The sequence below is a fragment of the Microbacterium mitrae genome (assembly GCF_008017445.1).
GTDB classification, from domain to species: domain Bacteria; phylum Actinomycetota; class Actinomycetes; order Actinomycetales; family Microbacteriaceae; genus Microbacterium; species Microbacterium mitrae.
In genome coordinates, this window is record NZ_VRSW01000001.1 from 521,520 (window position 1) to 539,696 (window position 18,177).

Below are 18,177 nucleotides of genomic sequence, written 5' to 3' on the forward strand. Positions count from 1 at the left end.
CGCGCGACACTCACCCGCAGAGAATCAGTCGTCGTCGTCTTTGCGCTTGCGCCAGCGGATTCCCGCCGAGATCAGGCCATCAATGTCGCCGTCAAAGACGACCGCCGGGTTGCCGTGTTCAAAGCCGGTGCGCAGGTCTTTGACGAGCTGCTGCCCGTACAGGAAGTACGAACGCATCTGGTCGCCCCAGCTTGCGGTGATGGTTCCGGCCAGCTCTTTCTTCTTCGCCGCTTCTGCCTCTTTTTGAAGCAGCAACAGGCGGGTCTGCAGCACGCGCATTGCGGCCGCGCGGTTTTGAATCTGGCTCTTCTCGTTCTGCATCGAGACCACGATTCCGGTGGGAAGGTGGGTGATGCGCACGGCCGAGTCTGTGGTGTTGACCGACTGCCCGCCGGGCCCCGAGGAGCGGAACACATCAACGCGAATGTCGTTCTCGGGAATGTCGACTTCGACGGCCTCTTCCATCACCGGAATAACTTCAACGGCCGCGAAGCTCGTCTGGCGCTTGTCTGCGCTACCGAAGGGGCTGATGCGCGCCAGGCGGTGCGTGCCGGCCTCAACCGACAGGGTGCCGTAGGCGTAGGGAGCGGTGACCTCAAACGTGGCCGACTTAATGCCAGCACCCTCCGCATATGAGGTGTCCATGACCTTCACGCTGTAGCCGTGACGCTCGGCCCACCGCAGGTACATGCGCATGAGCATTTCGGCAAAGTCGGTGGCGTCGTCGCCACCGGCGCCGGAGCGAATGGTGACCACGGCGCCGCGGTCGTCGTACTCGCCGTCCATCAGAGTCTGCACTTCGAGCTGGTTGACGACCTGCGTGAGGTCGGCAAGCTCCTTGCGAGCCTCCTCGGCCGAGTCTTCGTCTTCCATCTCGTTGGCGAGTTCGATCAGCACGTCGAGGTCGTCGAGGCGGCGCTGCACACCGCTGACGCGGGCGTACTCCGACTGGCGGTGGCTCAGCGCGCTGGTGACCTTCTGTGCTTCTTCGGGATTGTCCCAGAGGTCGGGCGCGCCGGCTGCTTCGCTGAGGCGCGCAATTTCGGCCTGGAGCGCGTCGACGTCGACCACCGCAAGGATGTCGGAGAACGTGGATCGCACCGCGGCGATTTCTGAAGACAAATCAAGTTCGAGCATGACCTCCCCAGCCTACCGCCCGCTAGCGTCGCCGCGAGCGAGAATAGGCTGGAGCCAATAGTCGAGGCGGTCGACGGAACCAGCGGCTCGACGGTGAGGATACGCACGTGAGCGAAAGCGCCAGTACCGGAGACATTCTCAAGCGGTTCGCGCCGATGATCTACGGCCCGACGATTCTGTTCGCCCTCGGTGAGGGCGCTGTTATTCCGTTGCTGCCGGTGCTGGCGACCAAGATGGGTGCCGATTTGGCTGTCTCATCGCTCGTGGTCACGGCACTGGTGATCGGCCAGCTCTGCGGCAACCTGCCTGCCGGGTGGGCCGTTGCGCGATTCGGTGAGCGCATCACGATGATCGCATCGTCGGCGATCACCCTGGTCGGCACGCTGGTGTTGCTCTTTGCCCCCAGCCTCGGCGTCTTGATGCTGTCTGCGCTGATCATCGGCTTTTCCGCCTCCGCCTTCGGTTTGGCGCGCCACGCCTTCATGACCACGCGCGTGCCGCTGTACTTCCGCGCCCGCGCGCTCAGTCTGCTGGGCGGGTCCTTTCGTTTTGGCATGTTTATCGGGCCGTTCGTGTCGGCCGCGCTGCTCGCGCTTTTCGGCACCGAGTACGCCTCGATTTGGTTTTTTGTGGCATGCGCTGTCGCGGTGATCGCACTCGTGACGTTTGGCCCCGATCCGGAGAAGGCTGCCGCGAGCGCACCGGAACCGTCGCTCACGCGCACATCGACAGAAGATGCCGATACCGGCGAAGTGATTTCAACTGGCAGCGTGCCGACGGTCGCGTCGCATGAGGGCGTGTTTCGCACCATGCTGAACCATCGTTCGGTGCTGTTTCGGCTGGGGCTCACCGCGGCATCACTGTCTGGCCTGCGTTCAGCCCGCCAAGCGCTGCTGCCGCTGTGGGGTGTTTCGCTGGGGTTGGATGCGCAGTCGATCGCGCTGATCGTCGGCATTTCGGGCGCGATTGATTTTGCGTTGTTCTATGCCAGCGGTCAGGTGATGGATCGGTTCGGGCGGCTGTGGGCGGCGTTGCCAGCAACGGTGCTGATGGCCGTCGGCTTTCTCGCCCTCTCCCTCACTCACGACCTCACGCACGCGACGATGTGGTTTGGCGCCTTTGCGATGATGCTGGGCGTCGGCAACGGTCTTTCGAGCGGCATTCTGCTCACCCTCGGCGCTGATACCGCGCCGCAGCACGACCCCGCACCGTATCTGGGTTCGTGGCGAATGATGACCGATGGCGGTGCGACCTTCGCGCCTCTTGTGATCACCGGCATTACGGCGGTGGCATCCCTCCCGGTCGCGGCCGCCGCGATGGGCGTGCTTGGCATCTTTGGCGCTGTGGGCTTTGCGCGCTACATTCCGCGTTTTGTGCCGCGCCCGGCGGGGCGAGAGTAGCGCGCCCGCTCCTTCACCTATTCGACCGTGTCACCGAGGCTGGGTGTGGTTTGTAGCCGCGCCCGGGCGGCGGCGAGGTGGGCAAGCTCAAGCACCGTGACGGTGTTCTCCCCCGCGATGAGCGCTGCTGCCGGCACGAACAGTGTTTCTTGCGGCCCGGTGGCGCGATAGCGACCGAGCAAGAAGCCGTTGATCGCAACGAACCCTTCTCCCCACTGCGAGGTGTTCAAGAACAGGTCTCCCAGAGTGTCGAGCTCAAACGTCGCGCTCCACGCGGTGGGCTCGGCTGGGTTTGCCTCCTGCGTACGCCGGTGCTGAATCACGTCGGCCACATCAATCGGGGTCGTGGCCCACCCGGTGAGCTCCACGCCGTCCAGGGTTGCCGGGCCGATGAGACCCTTGTGCTCACCAAGTCTGTGGTCGTAATTGACGCGACCCTGTTCCTCCACGATCACTGTGAGCTGGCGTCCGGCACCAATCTGCAGGCTCCGCTCTTTTCGCGTGCGGGATATGGTTCCAACCGGCACGCCGTCGACGAACACGCGTGCGAAATCGCGCACCTCGGCAAAGGCGAGGGTGCGAATCCCCTCCCACCGCTCCCCCAACGCCACGTCGTATCGCATGATGGCGCTGAGGTGGTCGCGCTCTTCAAACGTCGGCGGGTGCGGCGTGACAGGCGCGTCAGCCTCACGCGGCGCCCAGTTGCCGGCCGGCTGCAGCGGCACGTCAATCACGACGCTTGCCAGCGATGGTTCCGCCGCTGGTTCCGCTGCCTCCGGCCCCAGAAGGTCGGCATCCCACGGCGGAACCGGCGCGTAGTTGGAGATGACCTCGCGAAAACGCCGGAACTTCTCGGTCACCCGCCCGGCCTCATCCAGGGGCGCGTCGTAGTCGTAGGAGGTGACGATCGGAAGGTACCGGCCGCGATCGTTGGCACCGTTTGTGAGGCCAAAATTGGTGCACGCGTGAGTGACGTGGGGCCAGCGCTCAGCGTCGAGGGCGAGGCGAGCCGGATACAATCGCCGTGGTTGTCGCGTTCGTGACCGGCGCTGTTTCGCGCGCACTGGTTCCGGTTGAGAGGGTCACCTCACCTCACCTCCTGGCGGGAGCCGCGCAACTGCACCACATAGGCGATCACCGCGGTGATGATGCCCATGATGATGGCGACGGTGGCGGCGTAGTTGAACTGCTGGCCGGCGAACGACAGGTTGTACGCGTACATATTGGGCGTGAACGAAGTCGTGATGACGTTGGGTGCCAGCGGGCTCAAGATGTTGGGTTCGTTGAACAATTGGAAGCTGCCGATGATGGAGAAAATCGTGGCGATCACGAGCGCACCGCGTAGGGCGGGGAGCTTGACGACCGCGATGGTGCGCCAGGTTCCGGCGCCGTCGATGGCTGCCGCCTCATACAGATCGGCAGGAATCGTCTTGAGGGAGGAGTAGAAGATCAGCATGTTGTAGCCGACGAACTCCCACGTCACGATGTTGCCGATCGACACCAAGATCCATTCGCGGGCAAACGGGGTGATCGCCTCGATGCCGAGCAGGTCGTTGATATTGGCGGTGAGGCCAAACTGGTCGCCGTAGATGTAGCCCCACATCAAGACCGCAACGACGGCCGGCACCGCGTAGGGCAAGAAGACGATGATGCGAAAGAAGGAGCTGGCGCGCAGGCGATCGCTGTCGATGGCGAGGGCGGCGCCGAGGGCGAGGGCCAGCATGATCGGAACCTGCACGAGCAGGAAGAGCAGAACGCGCCCGAAACCCTCCCAGAACTTGGGGTCGCTTGCTGCCTGAATGTAGTTATCGAGCCAGACGAAGGAGGTGCCGCCGACGAGTTGTTCTCGAAACAGGCTGAGCCAGATGGCGTACACCAGCGGGGCGAGAAAGATCAGGGCGAATACCACCATGAACGGGCCGACGAACACCCAGCCGCGCCAGTCTGCGCGCGGGCGTCTGGCGAGCAGCGGCGGGGGCTGCACTGTGGTTGTCGTCACCATTGACTGATCCTCTCCGGCGATTCGTTGCCGATGTGTCAACGTCAACATATGCGATGTCGGGGTAACATGTCAACGTCAACACAAACGGGAGGTGGCGCGTGTCGATAGAGCTCTCAGCTGATCGCCCTCGCGAGACGTCGATGGAAGATGTCGCCAGGGTGGCCGGCGTCTCAGCGCAGACGGTGTCTCGCGTGGTGCGCAATAAGGGCTACGTGGGAGCAGCCACCCGCGAAAAAGTGCAGGCCGCAATGGCCGAGCTGGGCTACCGCCCCAACAGCGCGGCGCGGGCACTGCGCTCGGGGCGCTTTCACGCCATCGGTGTGATCATGTTTTCACTCAGCTCCTACGGCAATATGCGAACGCTCGATGCGATCGCCTCGCGCGCGGCGCAGGCCGGGTACGCACTCACGCTCATTCCAGTCGAAACGGTCTCTCAATCGACCGTGACCGGAGCCTTTAACCGCCTCACCGAGCATGCCGTTGATGGCATCGTGATTATCATTGAGGCTCATGAGTTGAACGGCGCCGAGCTGGAGATTCCAGACGGGCTGCCCGTTGTTGTGGTCGACTCCACCAAGCGCGGCGAGCACGCGCACATCGATACCGACCAGGCAATGGGGGCACGTCAAGCGACCGAGCATCTGTTGTCGTTGGGGCATGAGACGGTGTGGCATGTATCTGGACCGGACGAGTCCTATTCGGCCGAGCGCCGTCGAGAGGCATGGCGCCGCACGCTGGTCGAGAACGAACGGGCCGTGCCCGCGGTGATTACCGGCGATTGGTCGGCAGATTCTGGCTACGCCGCCGGCGTGCAGTTGCGTGAACACGACGATGTCACCGCGATTTTCGCCGCCAGCGATGCGATCGCGATTGGCCTGATTCGGGCGTTCCACGAGGCGGGCATCAGCGTTCCCGAGCGCGTCAGCATCGTCGGCTTTGACGATATTCCGGAGGCCGCAAACCTCTGGCCGCCCCTCACCACAATTTCGCAAGACTTCGCCGCCGTCGGCGAGCGCGCCGTTGACGCGCTGATGCGCGAAATCGACGGCGAAACAGACGGCGAGGCTCCCCCAATCGCAACGCGACTGATCGAGCGGGCGAGCACCGCGGCCCCACGCGGGTAACGCCCGCGCAGCGGCGTTAATCGTCGTCGAGGGCGGTGCGGCTTGTCGCGGTTGCGGTAAGGGTGATGCCGTCGGGCAGGAGTGCTGAAATCAGCGGCGGGTGCCACTCGGTGCTGACCTCAACGATGGCAGTCACACCATCTTCGGTGCGGGCGCTGACGAGCACCACGTCGTCTGCCGAGGCTCCGACCACGGCAGCAGCCTGGTTCCACACATCGTCGTTCGTGAGCAATGCGACCGCTTCACCATCACTGACGGTCAGCGTAAAGCCGTCAGAACCCGCAAGCGCTGCGGCCGAAGCGATACCGTCAATCTTCTTCTGGGTGATGTACACGCTGGTGGCGGCCGTCGTCACGATGATGAGCGCGATCGCCAAAAGCACGTAACCCAAAACCAGCGGCAGGATGGAACCGGCTTCGTCGCGAGCGACGGAACGGACGCGCTCTTGTGCGCTGAGCCGGCGACTCACGGCGCCTCCCCGTACTCCGAGACGCGGTGAGTGCTGGAGGCTGTGAGCGTGACGGACGCGCCACCATTGCTGGTGAGAAAGTCGGGCATCAGGGGCAGCGGCGATGCTGCGGTGACCGTGATGGTGACGAGCCCGCCCGGCGATGGGCATGGGCCCGGGTCCGCGCACGTGATCGATACCTGCACGCGGTCGGCCGGTAGCCCGTACTGTTCGACGATGATGGCGACATTGCTGCCAACGAGGTCAACTTCGGCCGGGTTTTGCGCGAGCACGCGTGCGGCGTATCGGGCGGCCGCGTCGACGCCGAACGTGTGGCTCTGAATCTGGGCGAGCGCAATGATGAGGTAGACGAGCGGAACCAGCAGCAAGACGCCAGCGCCGATGAATTCGAGTGAGGCAGAGCCGCGCTGGTCAGCGATCAAGCGTTTCAGCCGGCGCATGAGCGCTGATCTCCATTCCATACGGCACTCCCCAAAACCCCAGCAGCGGCAACGTCGCCTGCACCGTCATGGTGATGGTTCCGTCGCTCTCACTCCCCTGCACTCCCTGCAGTACGGCCGAACTCACCGCGCGCGACACGATGGTCAGCACACGCTCTTCACCCTCGGCGACGGTGGTGTCGGCAAGGGCGGCATGAAATGCCCCGTCGATCGCGGCGTCTTGCACGACGTTTCGAATGTAGAGCCCGAGCGCCAACTGCACGATCGCGAGCGTGAGAAAGGTGAGCAGCAGCCCAACCATCACAAACTCCGCTGGCGCTGATCCGCGTTCGGATCGCGCGCCCGCGAGCCCGCGTTTGTGCAGGCTCATCAGCCCACGTTTGTCATGTTTTCGATCGTGTCGTTGAAGAGCCCTTCAAAGGCCGGCCACGCGAGAAACCACAGCGCAACAACGAGCGCCGCCGTCATCAACGTCACCAAAACCCAACCAGGCACATCGCCGGACTGATCGTAGAGTTTGCTCCGCAGAGCCCGAGTGAACTTCGACATGCCCACAGTCTGCGACCGATCTCCAGGGCGCGACCAAAGTTCTCCACAGGTGCCCCTCGAGCATGCTCAACGGAGGGGTTGGTAACCTCCGCGTGGTGCCGGATCGATTTCTACGCCGATACGGTCTTTGAAGCGAAGCGTTACCTTCTCGGCCAACGGCGAATAGCTGTACGGCATCACAATCCGGTCTTTGTGGATGCCGTCAATATCCCACAGAACGGTGACGCTCAGCGGTTGCAATTCGGCGAGAAACTGGCTCGTCTTGCCCGCGCGCTGCGGATCTTCGTCTTCCCACAGCTGAAACAGCTGTGCCGGCGCAGACTCCGGATTCTCCATCGCTTTCGTCAACGACTCTTCTGCCATCGCGTCGATGCGTTCCCACCCCAGAAGAATGTCGTCCAACTGTTCGAGCTGGCGCTCATCGAATCGCCCGGGATAGTCAAGCTCAAGCCGAAATGGCAGGGTTGAGCCGCCGATTTCTGCGGAGGTTTCGAAGATGGCGCCACCCGGCCCGCCGATGAGGTTGATCGCGCCAAGTACACGACTTTCCATTAGCTCACGTTCCAATCGTTGATGACGAGTGACGCTCAGGCGTCGCTTGTCAGAATCTCTGAGGCAGCGAGTTGTTCGACGGTTTGCCTGTTGGCAGCGTCGGTGTTGAAGTGGTTCTGCACCTCGGCATCGAACAGTTCTTTGCCGAGCGCGTATTCGTCCTTGGTTGACCTCAGCGCGTGCTCGGTGTCTGCGTACAGGCTTTGGGCATAGGAATGAGTGCCCGACGAGATGCGTGAGTCGCGAGGGGTGGGATCCGCTCCGGGGGGCGCTCCCAACGTCGAACTCGCCGCCTCCAGAGCCACGATCACGCGTTGCATGTTGCTCGATACCACGTTGGTATGCTGTCGCACCATCACGATTTGATCGGCGAAGTTGGGGTCGGATGTCTTGATCCTGTAGTGATCGAGGTCAAATCCGCCGCGGTCCGCGTCTATCGCACTGAGCGCACCGCTCAGCATTTTCCTCACCTCAGCCTCTTGATCATTGATCGCCGTGCGAAGTGCTTCCAGCGCGTCCTCGAACGAAGACACAATCTCGTCATAGCTCGCGCCCTCGACAGATGCGTCGGCGTCGATTGCAGAGATTGCCGTGGTGGCAGCTGCCGACAGCGTCACCATGGCGCCAACGAGCGGTGCCGCTGTTCCGGCGGTCGCAACTGTAGCAACGGCCGCCGCGACCGTTGCCACGACTCCCAGCGTGACTTTGAGCGAGGCCGCCGACCTGGAGTCTGCGTACTGCGCACACGCGGTCTTCGCGCTCTCGACGATGGTGAACGCGTCTTCCCGGATGCTGTTCCACATGCCCGACTGCATCGTGTAGTTCATCTGCAGGATCGCGGCGGCCGCGCCGATGCTTTGGGCGACACCCTTGAACTGCGAATAGTACTTGTCGAGCATCGGCTCAATAAACGAGGCCACCAGATTCTGCGTGAGCAGATCACCCGCCGTGTTTGACGCCGTCATGATCTCACCGTCGTCAGCGACAGAAGCGCCGCTCCCCGATGCGCCGAGCGTCGAGGCGGCAGTTGCCGTTGCCGACTTGTACGAGCTCGCGCCCGAGCCGTCAGGCAGGCCCTTCCACTTGTCGACAGCGTTGTCGATACGCGAGCGGATGCCGTCAAAAGAGATGCTGTCGGCCCAGGGATTGGGGCTTGTGACGCCTCCCCCACCCTCGCCACTCGCGTCGGGCCTGTCGTAGCTGTTGGGCGCCCATCCCCACTTCGAGTAGAACGCGTCTCCCGATGCAAGGTCGGGATAGAACCCGTCGTCAGCCATGTACGCGTCGATGGCGGCCCGCTTGAGCTGGCCAATCATGCTGTCGAGCTCTCCGTAGCCCATGTAAACGCCCCCTCCGTGTCGCCCGCGAATGCGCGCGCGTTGTCTTGATGCTCCACTGCGATGGGCACCGACCTCACTCTCGCACAAATTCCCCAGAATCCGCCGCCCCGGTTCCCGGGATTGCGGGAATTCCCAGCCGACCCGAGCACGATTCTGTGGGAGCTCGGTCCGTAGATGCCGCTACATCCGGTTCGGCTACACTCGCAGAAGCTCAACGGGAGGAAATGATGAGTTGGGATGTAGAGCGCGCGTCATCGCCACGCCGTACCGCTAGCGTTACGCTGTCGATCGTGGGGCTCGTGACCCTCGTTGGGGGCTGGTTGTTGCACCTGCCCTTCTGGGCAGCATTCGGCCTCCCACTGATCCTCGCGGCCGTCGCAGTCGTTCTCGCCGTCGCGGCTCGAAAAGATGGCCAGCGACGCCCAACGGCGATCGTCGTATCGATCGTGACCCTCGTGGCCGTGGTTGCCAGCCTTGCGATCTCGTTCGCTACAGGTTCCGGGTCACAGGCCACGTACCAGCTCACCGTCACGTCAACGGCGGAAATCGACGTTGTGATCAAGGACGGCACAAAACTCACCGAAGAGCGCTGGGCATCAGGCAAGACAATCACCCTGATGTCCGATGCTCAAGTGGTTTCGATCGGGGCGCAGACGACGGACCCCACTGTCGTCATTTCGTGTGAGCTCAGCCGAGACGGCAGTGTCGTTGCAACCGACGAGCGCGCCGGCTCTGTGAACTGCAGCTACGTCAAGGGCAGCAACTAGCGACACCGGCTCCCCACCGCCGCTGGGCCACCACCCCCTCTCAACGCGGCCAGCAAACTACGAGAACCCCGTTCCCAGCAGCGCGATCCCCGGGAAGACGGCGATCACCACCGACAGGGGCAAGATCAAGAACACGAGCGGAACCAGCATCAAGACTTCGTTTTGACCGGCTTTTTCCAGCAGTGTGCGTTTGTGATCGTCGCGCGCATCGGCGGCTTGATCCTTAAGCACCGCGGCGAGCGGAGCACCACGCTCCAGCGCCGCCACGAGGTGATCGACGGCGCGTTGAACGCCAGGAACATCAACGCGCGCGGAGAACGCCGCGAGCGCGTCGGCAAGGGGTGAACCGGTTCCGACGGCAAGGACAACGCGGCGTAACTCCGCGGAAAGATCGCCGACGCCCACGTTTGCCGTGCGGCGGATCGCATCAAGCAGGCCCTCGCCGGCGGAGAGACACAGCGCCAAGAACTCCAACACGGTAGGCAATTCGTCGCTGATGCGTGCCCGGCGCCGCGTCACCGCACGGGAGAGGGTGAACTCCATCGCGATGCCCGCAGCTCCCGCCGTCAGCAGCGGCAGAATCACGACCGCAGGGGACGGATTGCCAGCCACGCGCACCGCAACCGCCAGCACGGCGCCGACGAGCGCCGCGCCCAGCGCAATACCAAGCTGACGCTCACGGTACTGCGCGGCAGTGAACCCCCACCCGGCGCGCGCCAAACGCGCGGTAAGCGCATCGGAGACACCCCAAACCCGTGAAATCGCCGCGACAAAGGCACGCCACAACCGCGCAAAACCGCGAACGATAAACGCGGCAGGATCGGCTGGCGCCACCGTCGGCAGTGAAGAACCGTGCGGATCAGACACGTCACGAACGTATGGCGCCACGCGCCGCACCAGTGGTTCCGCACCCCAACGCGGCAACGCGGCAAGCAGGCTCCACAGTCCGATGCCGAGCGCTCCCCCGAGAAGCACGGCGACGGCAATGTTCATCGCAACGCTCATGATCCAAACCACCGCCGTGGTTCCGGCAGCCGCCCGATACGGCTCATGAGACGGTAGGCGACCACCGAGATGATCGCGGTCGCGACGATCAACACGAAGCCCCCGGGGCTCGCGTACGCGCGCGCCGCCTCCGGGCGCAGACTCAGCAGGCCGAGAATCGCCCACGGTGCGATCACCGCAATAATCGCCGCGGCGCGCACCCACGACTGCTTCGCGGCCACCTCGCCGCGCGCCGCGACGTCGGCGCGCACGGCCGCCGACAGCGCGCGCAACACCTGCGGCAACTCGGTACCACCGACCTGCCGCGCCATGCGCAGGGTCTCAATGATTCGGTCGGCAGTCGCGTCAGCAAGCTCGTCCTTGAGCCGAGAAATGCTGCTGTCAAAGTGGCCGGAGGCGGCGAAATCTGCACGGAACCGTTGAAAACTGGGGCGGAGAAGTTCGGGCCCCACATCGGCAAGACTCGCGACGGACTCTGGCAGGCTCATACCCGAGCGGGTTGAGGCAACGAGAAGGTCGCACACATCGGGCCAGAGCGCTCGGCGTGACTGCAGGCGCCGCTGTCGCGCGCCGCGAAGAATCATGATCGGCGCGGCCAGACCGGCGACCGCCGCAACAAGCGCCACCACCGGGAGGCGTGTCATCACCAGCGCGAGCGCGCCCGCCACCAGGGCACTCGCCAGGCTCAACAGCACAATCAGCGGTGCGCTCAATCGTGGGGCACCCGCCTCGGCCGCGAGCGCGTCGAGACGGCTCGCGCGATGCGGCCGCACGCGAGGCTGTGTGCCCGCAGGCCACAGCCAGGGCGACGCCGCCAGCACGAGCCCGGCGCCGAGAACCAAACCCCACAGCCAGGTCACGGCGCACTCCGGTAGAGCGACTTCGACACGATTCGCTCGCCATCAACGCCCGAGGGCGCGAGAATTTCGGCAACGCGGCGGGAACCATCGGCCTGGCGAACGCAGTGAATGACGAGATCGACGCTTGCAGCAAGCATCGGCATGACGAAGCTGCGCTCGACGTTGCGACCGGCGAGCATCGTGAGCGCGGCCAGCTTGTTGAGTGCCTCGTCGGCCGAATTGGCGTGAACAGTGCAGGCGCCTGGGACTCCCGTGTTGAGGGCTAGCAGCAGATCAAGGGCCTCAGCGTCACGCACCTCGCCGACCACGATGCGGTCGGGGCGCATGCGCAATGATTCCTTCACGAGACGGCGCAGCGTGACCTCACCCGTGCCCTCAAGGCTGGGCTGGCGCCCTTGCATCGCGACAACATCGGGGGCATCGATCGCGAGTTCGAACGTCTCCTCAACGGTGATGATGCGGTGCTCCGGTGGGCACGCATCAATCAGCGCACCGAGCATCGTCGTCTTTCCCGCGTGTGTCGGCCCCGAAACGATGACAGAAGCCCCCTCGCGCATCGCTTTGGCGAGACGTCGCGCCACATCTTTCGGCAGCGAGCCCGTCTCAACCAATCCGTCAAGCGTGCGATACCGGCTCAGGAACTTGCGAACGTTGACCGACCAGTGCTTGCGCGTGATGTCTGGAATCACCACGTGTACGCGCGCGTCGGGCAGCGAGGCGTCAACAAACGGCTGTGAAAGATCAACGCGCCGCCCGGTGGCCTGTAGCATGCGCTCCACGATGTCGCGCACCTCGGTTTCTGTCAGCTCCAGATCGAGCCGCGTCGGGGTTCCGTTGCGCGCCACGAAAATGTGCGAGGGCGAGTTGATCCAGATTTCTTCAATCTCGGGATCATCAAAATACGGCTGCAGCGGACCGAAGCCACTCACCACCGCGAGCACCTCTCGAATCGCGCGGGCCTCGTCATCCAGCACCCGCCAGCCGCGCGCCGGAGCGACATCGTTATGCCAACGCACCTCATCACGGGCAATATCGCTGGCGCGCTGCGGGTCTTCTGCGGGGTTTGACTGCTCACTGCGCAATCGATCGCGCACCCGCTCTGCCACCGTCGCCGTCACACTGCTCACGCGAGCATCATTGCTTGCCAGCCACCCGACCCGCGCAAATTTTCCACAGGGTGATGCCGCGCCCACACCCGCCGCCAGCGAGCGGCCATCGCCGTGCAAAAATCTCTCCGTACACCCCATAGAATGGTGGCACGCGGGAGTGGTGAAATTGGCAGACACGCAGGATTTAGGTTCCTGTGCCTCACGGCGTGTGGGTTCAAGTCCCACCTTCCGCACAATTGCAAATCGGCCCTTGCCTACAGAATGACGACAGGAATCCGGTGCACGAACTTTCTCTCATCCCCTGGCTCGACCCGGCGCTGATCATCACGAATTCGCAGCCGTGGGCCCTGCTGGTGGTGTGCTTCATCGTGTTCGCCGAGACCGGTCTGCTGGTCGGCTTTCTGCTGCCGGGTGACACCCTGCTCATCATGGCGGGCTTGCTCTCACACACCAGCGCCGTCGCCCCCAACGGCGTCTTCGGCATCAGCGTGTGGTGGGTCGCACTCCTCATCGGGCTCTCCGCCTTTATCGGCGGCGAAGTGGGCTACCTCATCGGGCACAAGGGCGGCCCCACGATCTTTGAACGCAAAGAATCTGGCCTGTTCAGTAAGAAAAACGTCGAACGCACCAATGCGTTCTTCGAACGCTTCGGCGGACTCACCGTGATTGTCGCGCGCTGGGTACCGGTGGTGCGCACGTTTGCTCCGGTCGCGGCCGGCGTCGGCCACATGCCGTGGCACCGCTACACGCTCTACAACTTCATCGGTGCGGTGCTGTGGGGCTTCGGTCTCACGATGCTCGGCTACGGCATCGGCTTTGTGCCCGGGCTCGGCGACTTCGTCACCGAATACATCGACGTGATTCTGCTCGGAGCCGTCGCCGCCACCGTCATCGTCACCGCCTGGCACTACTTCTCCGAGCGCCGCAAAGCCGCCAAGGAGCGCGCCGCCGAGGCCGCTGAAGCAGCAGCAGACGGAACCACCACAGTCGCCGAGTAAGTCAGGTTGCGTGGCAACCGCCCGCGTCAGCTTGCCGCTGACTTCTTGCCCGTTGGTTCCGCGGCCTCTTCGCGGGCAGCGCGCGTGCGCTCCACGCTCGCTCGCAGCGCCTCCATCAGGTCGATGATTTCGCCGCCGGTATGCTCCTGCACACCGAACGTCGCGTCGGTATCGACGGCGTCGCCCGATTCGAGCTTCGCCTCAATCAACGTGCGCAACTCTTTCTGATACTCGTCGACGTACTCCTCGGGTTGAAAGTCAGCCGAAAAGCCGTCAACCAGCGAGGCCGAAAGTTCCAACTCTTTGTCGGAGATCTTCACCTCGTCGTTAAGCGAGGGAAAAGACACCTCACGCACCTCGTCTGCCCACAGCAGGGTCTGCAACATCAGCACATCGCCACGCACCCGTAGTGCCGCAAGCCGGGTCTTTTGCCGCAGCGTAAAGCGCACGATCGCCGTGCGGTCGGTGCGTTTCAGGGTTTCGCGCAGCAGCACATAGGCCTTCGGCGAGGCAGAGTCCGGCTCCAGATAGTAGGGCCGATCAAACGTCACCGGGTCGACCTGATCGCTCGGGACAAACTCCAACACATCGATTTCGCGCGACTTCTCGGCCGGTAGCGACGCGAGGTCAGCCTTGGTCAGCACCACGGTCTGCTCGCCGTCATCGTAGGCACGATCAATATCGGCGTAGGGCACCACCTCGCCATCAAGCTCGCAGACGCGCTGGTAGCGAATGCGCCCGCCGTCGGCCGAGTGCACTTGATGCAAAGACACGTCGTGGTCTTCCGTCGCCGAATATACCTTCACCGGCACATTCACCAGACCGAAGGTAATCGCACCTTTAAAAATCGACCTCATGCCATAAGTACACACGTGAAACCCGCCGAGGGCTACCCTCATCATGTGAGCCCGGGTGATCAGACCGTACGTGTGGATGGCCGCCGTGTGCGTCTGACCAACCTCGACAAGGTGCTGTACCCCGAATCCGGAACCACCAAGGGCGAAGTACTCAACTACTACTCGCTGGTAGCTGATCGCCTGGTTCCGCACGTCACCGGTCGCCCCGTCACCCGCAAACGGTGGGTGAATGGCGTCGGAACCACGGCGGCGCCCGAAGAGCCGTTCTTTACCAAACAGCTGGAGCCGGGAGCCCCCACGTGGATTCCCACCCGCGGCATTGACCATTCCAAGGGCGAAAAGGCCTACCCGCTCATCAACGATCGGGCGACCCTCATCGCGCTCGCTCAGATGGCGAGCCTGGAGTTTCACGTTCCGCAGTGGCGGTTTGCGTCTGATGGTTCGCGCGCGAACCCCGACCGTCTCGTGCTTGACCTCGACCCCGGGCCCGGCGTCGGCCTCGCCGAATGCGCGATCGTGGCGAATATTGCCCGCGAGATTCTCGGCGGCATGGGGCTAGAGCTGTACCCCGTCACCAGCGGCAGCAAGGGCCTTCACCTTTACGCTCCCCTTACCGGCAACCAGACCAGCGACGAAATCTCCGCGCTCGCACACGCCCTTGCGCAGGCCATCGAGGCTGACAACCGCGACCTCGTGGTGAGCACAATGGCCAAGGCCAGCCGCGACGGCAAGGTGTTTCTCGACTGGAGTCAGAACAGCGCCTCCAAGACCACGATCGCACCATATTCCCTCCGCGGCACATTGCTCCCGTTCGTGGCCGCGCCGCGAACCTGGAACGAACTGAGTGACCCGTCGCTGAAGCAACTAACCCTCGACGAGGTGCTCGAACGTCTGGGGCAGCCCGATCCGCTCGCGGCCCTTGACCCACCGCCCGACCGACTCGCCACCTACCGCGCGCTACGCAACCGCGGGCAGACCCCGGAGCCGCTGCCCGATGGTTCCGTCTCGGCGCCCGCCGAGGGCACCCGTTTCGTCATCCACGAGCACCACGCAACCCGCCTGCACTGGGACTTGCGGCTCGAACGTCACGGCGTGCTCACGAGTTGGGCCGTGCCCAAGGGGCTACCCGCCGACCCACAAACCAATGTGCTCGCGATTCAAACAGAAGACCACCCCATCGAATACGCCGCGTTCGAGGGAACCATTCCGCGCGGGCAATATGGCGCCGGCCGCATGTGGATTTGGGATTCGGGCACCTATGAGACCGAGAAGTGGCGCGATGACGAGGTGATCGTCACCCTGCATTCCGATCACGGCGGGCCGGTTGCCACCTCCCGCATCGTGCTGGTGCGCACCGGCGGCGAGGGCGAAAAAGCCACCTGGCTGCTGCACCGCGCCAAAACCATGGCGGATGGCACGCCCCAACCCGCCACCACACCGGTCAGCAAGCGCCGCGTCGAGATCGACCCTGCCGCAGCGCCCGTGATTCCGCGCCCCATGCTGGCGGTGAACGGAACCGAGGGGCTGGCCGCAGCGCTCGTGCGCCGCAGCAAGACGGAACCGTGGGTTGAGTTCAAGTGGGACGGCGTGCGTGCGCTCGGCGTGTGGCAAAACGACCGGCTGCGGCTCTACGCCCGCAGCGGCACCGACATCACCGATCGCTACCCCGAACTCACCGCGCGCGGCGCCGTCGTGTTTGCGTCATCGCGCGCCGTGGTCGATGGTGAAATCGTCGCGCTCGATGAAAACAATCGGCCCAGCTTTTCGCTTCTGCAAAACCGCATGCATCTCACCTCCGCCACCGAAATTGCGCATGAACAGCGCCGCACACCGGTGCAATACCTGCTGTTTGATGCCCTCAACGACGAGGGCGATCTCACCACCGCTCCCCTGCACGAACGCCGCGCACACCTCGAGGCGCTTGCCACAGGTTCCGGCGACAGCCTGCAGGTTCCGCCCGTTTTTACCGACGTTGCCGCCGCCATCGCAACCGCGCGCAAACTGGCGCTGGAGGGCGTGATGGTGAAAGATCCGCGCTCCATCTACCGCGAGGGGCAACGCTCTGACGACTGGTTGAAGCTCAAGCTGACCCATACTCAAGACGTCGTGGTGGGAGGTTTGCGCCCGGGCAAGGGGTCGCGAAGTGGAACCATCGGCTCCCTTCTCGTTGGCGTGCAGACGCCCGCCGGATTGCACTACGCGGGCCGGGTCGGCACGGGCCTCTCGGAGCGTCAGTTGCGGCGCCTGCTCGACACACTCGCGCCACTCGTGACCGACGAGAATCCGTTTGTCGATGTTCCGACCGCCGACACCCGCGACGCGATTTGGCTACGCCCGGAACGCGTCGCCGAGGTTGAGTTTGCCGAGTGGAGCCCGAGCGCGCATCTTCGCCACGCGCGCTGGCGCGGCCTACGCGACGACCGCAACCCCGCCGACATCACTCGCGAAACCTAACCCGCTCCCACCCTTCTCCCCCGCGAAACACATTCTGGTCGGCGAAACCCCACCGGGCCGCATGTTTCTCGCCGACCAGAATGTGTTTCGCGCACGGGGGTGGGGGCGAGGGGTCAGCGGTGCAGAGTGTCGGCGTCTTCGCCGTGGCCGGCGGGCTCGAGCTGAAATGTGGAGTGTTCGACGTCAAAATGCTGGGCAAGGCATGACTGCAGCCGGCTGAGCAGCGCGGCCGACTCGCCCCGGGTGATGAGCTCGGCGTCAACAACAACGTGGGCGGTAAACACCGGCGCGCCGCGCGTGAGCTGCCAAATGTGTACGTCATGCACGGCCCGCACGCCGTCGTACGAGAGCAGGTGCTCGCGAATCTGCGTTGCACTCATCCCCTTCGGAGCTCCCTCAAACAGCACGGCGGTCACCTCTCGCAGCAGCACGAAGGCACGGGGAACAATCATCACGGCAATAAACAGCGACGCAATCGCGTCGGCTGGCATAAAGCCCGTCGTGACAATGATGATCGCGGCGATAATCACGCCGACCGAGCCGATCAGGTCTCCCATGACCTCGAGATACGCGCCGCGCACGTTGATGGAACCACGCTGCGCGCGCGAAAGAAGCCACATTGATACGCCGTTCGCCACGGCGCCAACCGCCGCCACAATCAGCATCAGCGTGCCAGCAACCTCCGTCTCAGCCGGCTCGATCAGGCGGCGCACGCCCTCGACTCCCACCCAAATCGCGAGCGCCGACAACAGCACACCGTTGATCAGGGCGCCCAGCACCTCGGCACGCTGGTAGCCAAACGTGCGGCGATCATCGGCGGGGCGTTGCGCCACCACACTCGCAATCAGTGCGATCACCAGCGCACTGGTGTCGGCAAACATGTGCGCGGCATCGGCGAGCAGGGCGAGCGATCCCGACAGGATCGCACCGATGATCTGCACCACCATGATGGTCGCCGTGATCGCCAACGACAGCGCGAGCAGTCGTTTGTTGCTGGCGCCGCGAATTCCGGCCGATGCGTGATCGTGCATGCTTAAAGCGTGACACGTTCTGCGCGGGGCGGAACCAAATCCCGCTAGTCGGGAATGATTGCGATTCTCAGTATCGCCGCAGA

The 18,177-nt window shown here is 64.0% G+C and carries 19 protein-coding genes and 1 tRNA gene; 6 read left to right on the forward strand and 14 right to left on the reverse strand.

The features are described 5' to 3' along the window. Positions 1 to 24: 24 nt before the first annotated feature. Complete coding sequence (gene prfB / locus FVP60_RS02515) at positions 25 to 1,137, reverse strand: peptide chain release factor 2 (protein WP_147824683.1); 1,113 nt, start codon at positions 1,135 to 1,137, stop codon at positions 25 to 27. Between the two features lie 155 nt (positions 1,138 to 1,292). Here prfB and FVP60_RS02520 point away from each other — a divergent pair, with 155 nt between their 5' ends. After that, on the forward strand, positions 1,293 to 2,537 hold the full coding sequence (locus tag FVP60_RS02520; RefSeq protein ID WP_147825477.1) for an MFS transporter: 1,245 nt from the start codon (positions 1,293 to 1,295) through the stop codon (positions 2,535 to 2,537). Positions 2,538 to 2,554: 17 nt separating this feature from the next. On the opposite strand, the gene FVP60_RS02525 is transcribed toward FVP60_RS02520, so the two are convergent. Both FVP60_RS02525 and FVP60_RS02530 read right to left on the reverse strand, forming a co-directional pair. Next, the gene (locus FVP60_RS02525; protein ID WP_187240532.1) at positions 2,555 to 3,556 is read right to left on the reverse strand and encodes a beta-galactosidase; all 1,002 of its coding nucleotides are present in this window, start codon (positions 3,554 to 3,556) and stop codon (positions 2,555 to 2,557) included. 68 nt (positions 3,557 to 3,624) lie between these two features. Beyond that, positions 3,625 to 4,539, reverse strand: coding sequence for a carbohydrate ABC transporter permease (locus tag FVP60_RS02530; RefSeq protein WP_147824685.1), 915 nt, complete (start codon positions 4,537 to 4,539; stop codon positions 3,625 to 3,627). A 140-nt stretch (positions 4,540 to 4,679) separates the two neighbouring features. Between FVP60_RS02530 and FVP60_RS02535 the strand changes: the two genes are divergently transcribed. Then, complete coding sequence (locus tag FVP60_RS02535; protein WP_147825478.1) at positions 4,680 to 5,663, forward strand: LacI family DNA-binding transcriptional regulator; 984 nt, start codon at positions 4,680 to 4,682, stop codon at positions 5,661 to 5,663. Between the two features lie 16 nt (positions 5,664 to 5,679). Here FVP60_RS02535 and FVP60_RS02540 read toward each other — a convergent pair whose 3' ends face one another. The 6 genes from FVP60_RS02540 to FVP60_RS02565 all read right to left on the reverse strand — a co-directional run bounded on the left by FVP60_RS02540 (position 5,680) and on the right by FVP60_RS02565 (position 9,013). Next, on the reverse strand, positions 5,680 to 6,132 hold the full coding sequence (locus FVP60_RS02540; protein WP_147824686.1) for a hypothetical protein: 453 nt from the start codon (positions 6,130 to 6,132) through the stop codon (positions 5,680 to 5,682). Continuing rightward, a complete protein-coding gene (locus FVP60_RS02545; protein WP_187240533.1) occupies positions 6,129 to 6,593 on the reverse strand; it encodes a TadE family protein in 465 nt (154 codons plus the stop codon). Before FVP60_RS02545 ends, FVP60_RS02540 begins: the two co-directional genes overlap by 4 nt. Next, complete coding sequence (locus tag FVP60_RS02550) at positions 6,544 to 6,942, reverse strand: TadE/TadG family type IV pilus assembly protein (protein ID WP_147824688.1); 399 nt, start codon at positions 6,940 to 6,942, stop codon at positions 6,544 to 6,546. Before FVP60_RS02550 ends, FVP60_RS02545 begins: the two co-directional genes overlap by 50 nt. Continuing rightward, the gene (locus tag FVP60_RS02555) at positions 6,942 to 7,121 is read right to left on the reverse strand and encodes a hypothetical protein (protein WP_147824689.1); all 180 of its coding nucleotides are present in this window, start codon (positions 7,119 to 7,121) and stop codon (positions 6,942 to 6,944) included. Before FVP60_RS02555 ends, FVP60_RS02550 begins: the two co-directional genes overlap by 1 nt. Positions 7,122 to 7,187: 66 nt before the next feature. Next, entirely contained in the window at positions 7,188 to 7,673 is a 486-nt protein-coding gene (locus FVP60_RS02560) for a hypothetical protein (RefSeq protein WP_147824690.1), read from the reverse strand. Positions 7,674 to 7,708: 35 nt separating this feature from the next. Further along, positions 7,709 to 9,013 carry a hypothetical protein gene (locus tag FVP60_RS02565; RefSeq protein WP_147824691.1) on the reverse strand — a complete coding sequence of 435 codons (1,305 nt, stop codon included), beginning with the start codon at positions 9,011 to 9,013 and terminating at the stop codon, positions 7,709 to 7,711. A 227-nt stretch (positions 9,014 to 9,240) separates the two neighbouring features. Here FVP60_RS02565 and FVP60_RS02570 point away from each other — a divergent pair, with 227 nt between their 5' ends. Then, positions 9,241 to 9,780, forward strand: a complete 540-nt coding sequence (locus FVP60_RS02570; RefSeq protein WP_147824692.1) for a hypothetical protein — start codon at positions 9,241 to 9,243, stop codon at positions 9,778 to 9,780. Between the two features lie 57 nt (positions 9,781 to 9,837). Here the strand turns inward: FVP60_RS02570 and FVP60_RS02575 are convergent, their stop codons facing one another. From FVP60_RS02575 to FVP60_RS02585, 3 genes are read right to left on the reverse strand one after another with little or no spacing between them, the layout of a single operon-like run. Beyond that, complete coding sequence (locus FVP60_RS02575) at positions 9,838 to 10,785, reverse strand: type II secretion system F family protein (protein ID WP_147824693.1); 948 nt, start codon at positions 10,783 to 10,785, stop codon at positions 9,838 to 9,840. Continuing rightward, entirely contained in the window at positions 10,782 to 11,645 is an 864-nt protein-coding gene (locus FVP60_RS02580; RefSeq protein ID WP_147824694.1) for a type II secretion system F family protein, read from the reverse strand. The genes FVP60_RS02575 and FVP60_RS02580 overlap by 4 nt, the downstream gene beginning before the upstream one ends. After that, positions 11,642 to 12,772, reverse strand: a complete 1,131-nt coding sequence (locus tag FVP60_RS02585; RefSeq protein ID WP_246132429.1) for a TadA family conjugal transfer-associated ATPase — start codon at positions 12,770 to 12,772, stop codon at positions 11,642 to 11,644. The genes FVP60_RS02580 and FVP60_RS02585 overlap by 4 nt, the downstream gene beginning before the upstream one ends. A gap of 133 nt (positions 12,773 to 12,905) precedes the next feature. Here FVP60_RS02585 and FVP60_RS02590 point away from each other — a divergent pair. Continuing rightward, a tRNA-Leu gene (locus FVP60_RS02590) sits at positions 12,906 to 12,987 on the forward strand. A gap of 45 nt (positions 12,988 to 13,032) precedes the next feature. Next, positions 13,033 to 13,752, forward strand: coding sequence for a DedA family protein (locus FVP60_RS02595; protein ID WP_147824696.1), 720 nt, complete (start codon positions 13,033 to 13,035; stop codon positions 13,750 to 13,752). Between the two features lie 26 nt (positions 13,753 to 13,778). Here the strand turns inward: FVP60_RS02595 and ku are convergent, their stop codons facing one another. Then, a complete protein-coding gene (ku, locus tag FVP60_RS02600) occupies positions 13,779 to 14,609 on the reverse strand; it encodes a non-homologous end joining protein Ku (protein WP_147824697.1) in 831 nt (276 codons plus the stop codon). 45 nt (positions 14,610 to 14,654) lie between these two features. Between ku and FVP60_RS02605 the strand changes: the two genes are divergently transcribed. Further along, entirely contained in the window at positions 14,655 to 17,063 is a 2,409-nt protein-coding gene (locus tag FVP60_RS02605; RefSeq protein WP_246132430.1) for an ATP-dependent DNA ligase, read from the forward strand. Between the two features lie 113 nt (positions 17,064 to 17,176). On the opposite strand, the gene FVP60_RS02610 is transcribed toward FVP60_RS02605, so the two are convergent. Next, positions 17,177 to 18,094: a cation diffusion facilitator family transporter gene (locus FVP60_RS02610; RefSeq protein WP_147824699.1), complete on the reverse strand. Its 918-nt coding sequence runs from the start codon at positions 18,092 to 18,094 to the stop codon at positions 17,177 to 17,179. Positions 18,095 to 18,177 lie beyond the last annotated feature (83 nt).

What these genes read in the sequence shown, in the direction of transcription:
- FVP60_RS02610 (WP_147824699.1), bottom strand. Translation starts at nt 18,094, where the DNA reads ATGCACGATCACGCATCGGCCGGAATTCGCGGCGCCAGCAACAAACGA.
- FVP60_RS02520 (WP_147825477.1), top strand. Translation starts at nt 1,293, where the DNA reads ATGATCTACGGCCCGACGATTCTGTTCGCCCTCGGTGAGGGCGCTGTT.
- FVP60_RS02570 (WP_147824692.1), top strand. Translation starts at nt 9,241, where the DNA reads ATGAGTTGGGATGTAGAGCGCGCGTCATCGCCACGCCGTACCGCTAGC.
- FVP60_RS02560 (WP_147824690.1), bottom strand. Translation starts at nt 7,673, where the DNA reads ATGGAAAGTCGTGTACTTGGCGCGATCAACCTCATCGGCGGGCCGGGT.
- FVP60_RS02565 (WP_147824691.1), bottom strand. Translation starts at nt 9,013, where the DNA reads ATGGGCTACGGAGAGCTCGACAGCATGATTGGCCAGCTCAAGCGGGCC.
- FVP60_RS02555 (WP_147824689.1), bottom strand. Translation starts at nt 7,121, where the DNA reads ATGTCGAAGTTCACTCGGGCTCTGCGGAGCAAACTCTACGATCAGTCC.
- ku (WP_147824697.1), bottom strand. Translation starts at nt 14,609, where the DNA reads ATGAGGTCGATTTTTAAAGGTGCGATTACCTTCGGTCTGGTGAATGTG.
- FVP60_RS02575 (WP_147824693.1), bottom strand. Translation starts at nt 10,785, where the DNA reads ATGAGCGTTGCGATGAACATTGCCGTCGCCGTGCTTCTCGGGGGAGCG.
- FVP60_RS02535 (WP_147825478.1), top strand. Translation starts at nt 4,680, where the DNA reads ATGGAAGATGTCGCCAGGGTGGCCGGCGTCTCAGCGCAGACGGTGTCT.
- FVP60_RS02545 (WP_187240533.1), bottom strand. Translation starts at nt 6,593, where the DNA reads ATGGAATGGAGATCAGCGCTCATGCGCCGGCTGAAACGCTTGATCGCT.
- prfB (WP_147824683.1), bottom strand. Translation starts at nt 1,137, where the DNA reads ATGCTCGAACTTGATTTGTCTTCAGAAATCGCCGCGGTGCGATCCACG.
- FVP60_RS02530 (WP_147824685.1), bottom strand. Translation starts at nt 4,539, where the DNA reads ATGGTGACGACAACCACAGTGCAGCCCCCGCCGCTGCTCGCCAGACGC.
- FVP60_RS02550 (WP_147824688.1), bottom strand. Translation starts at nt 6,942, where the DNA reads ATGAGCCTGCACAAACGCGGGCTCGCGGGCGCGCGATCCGAACGCGGA.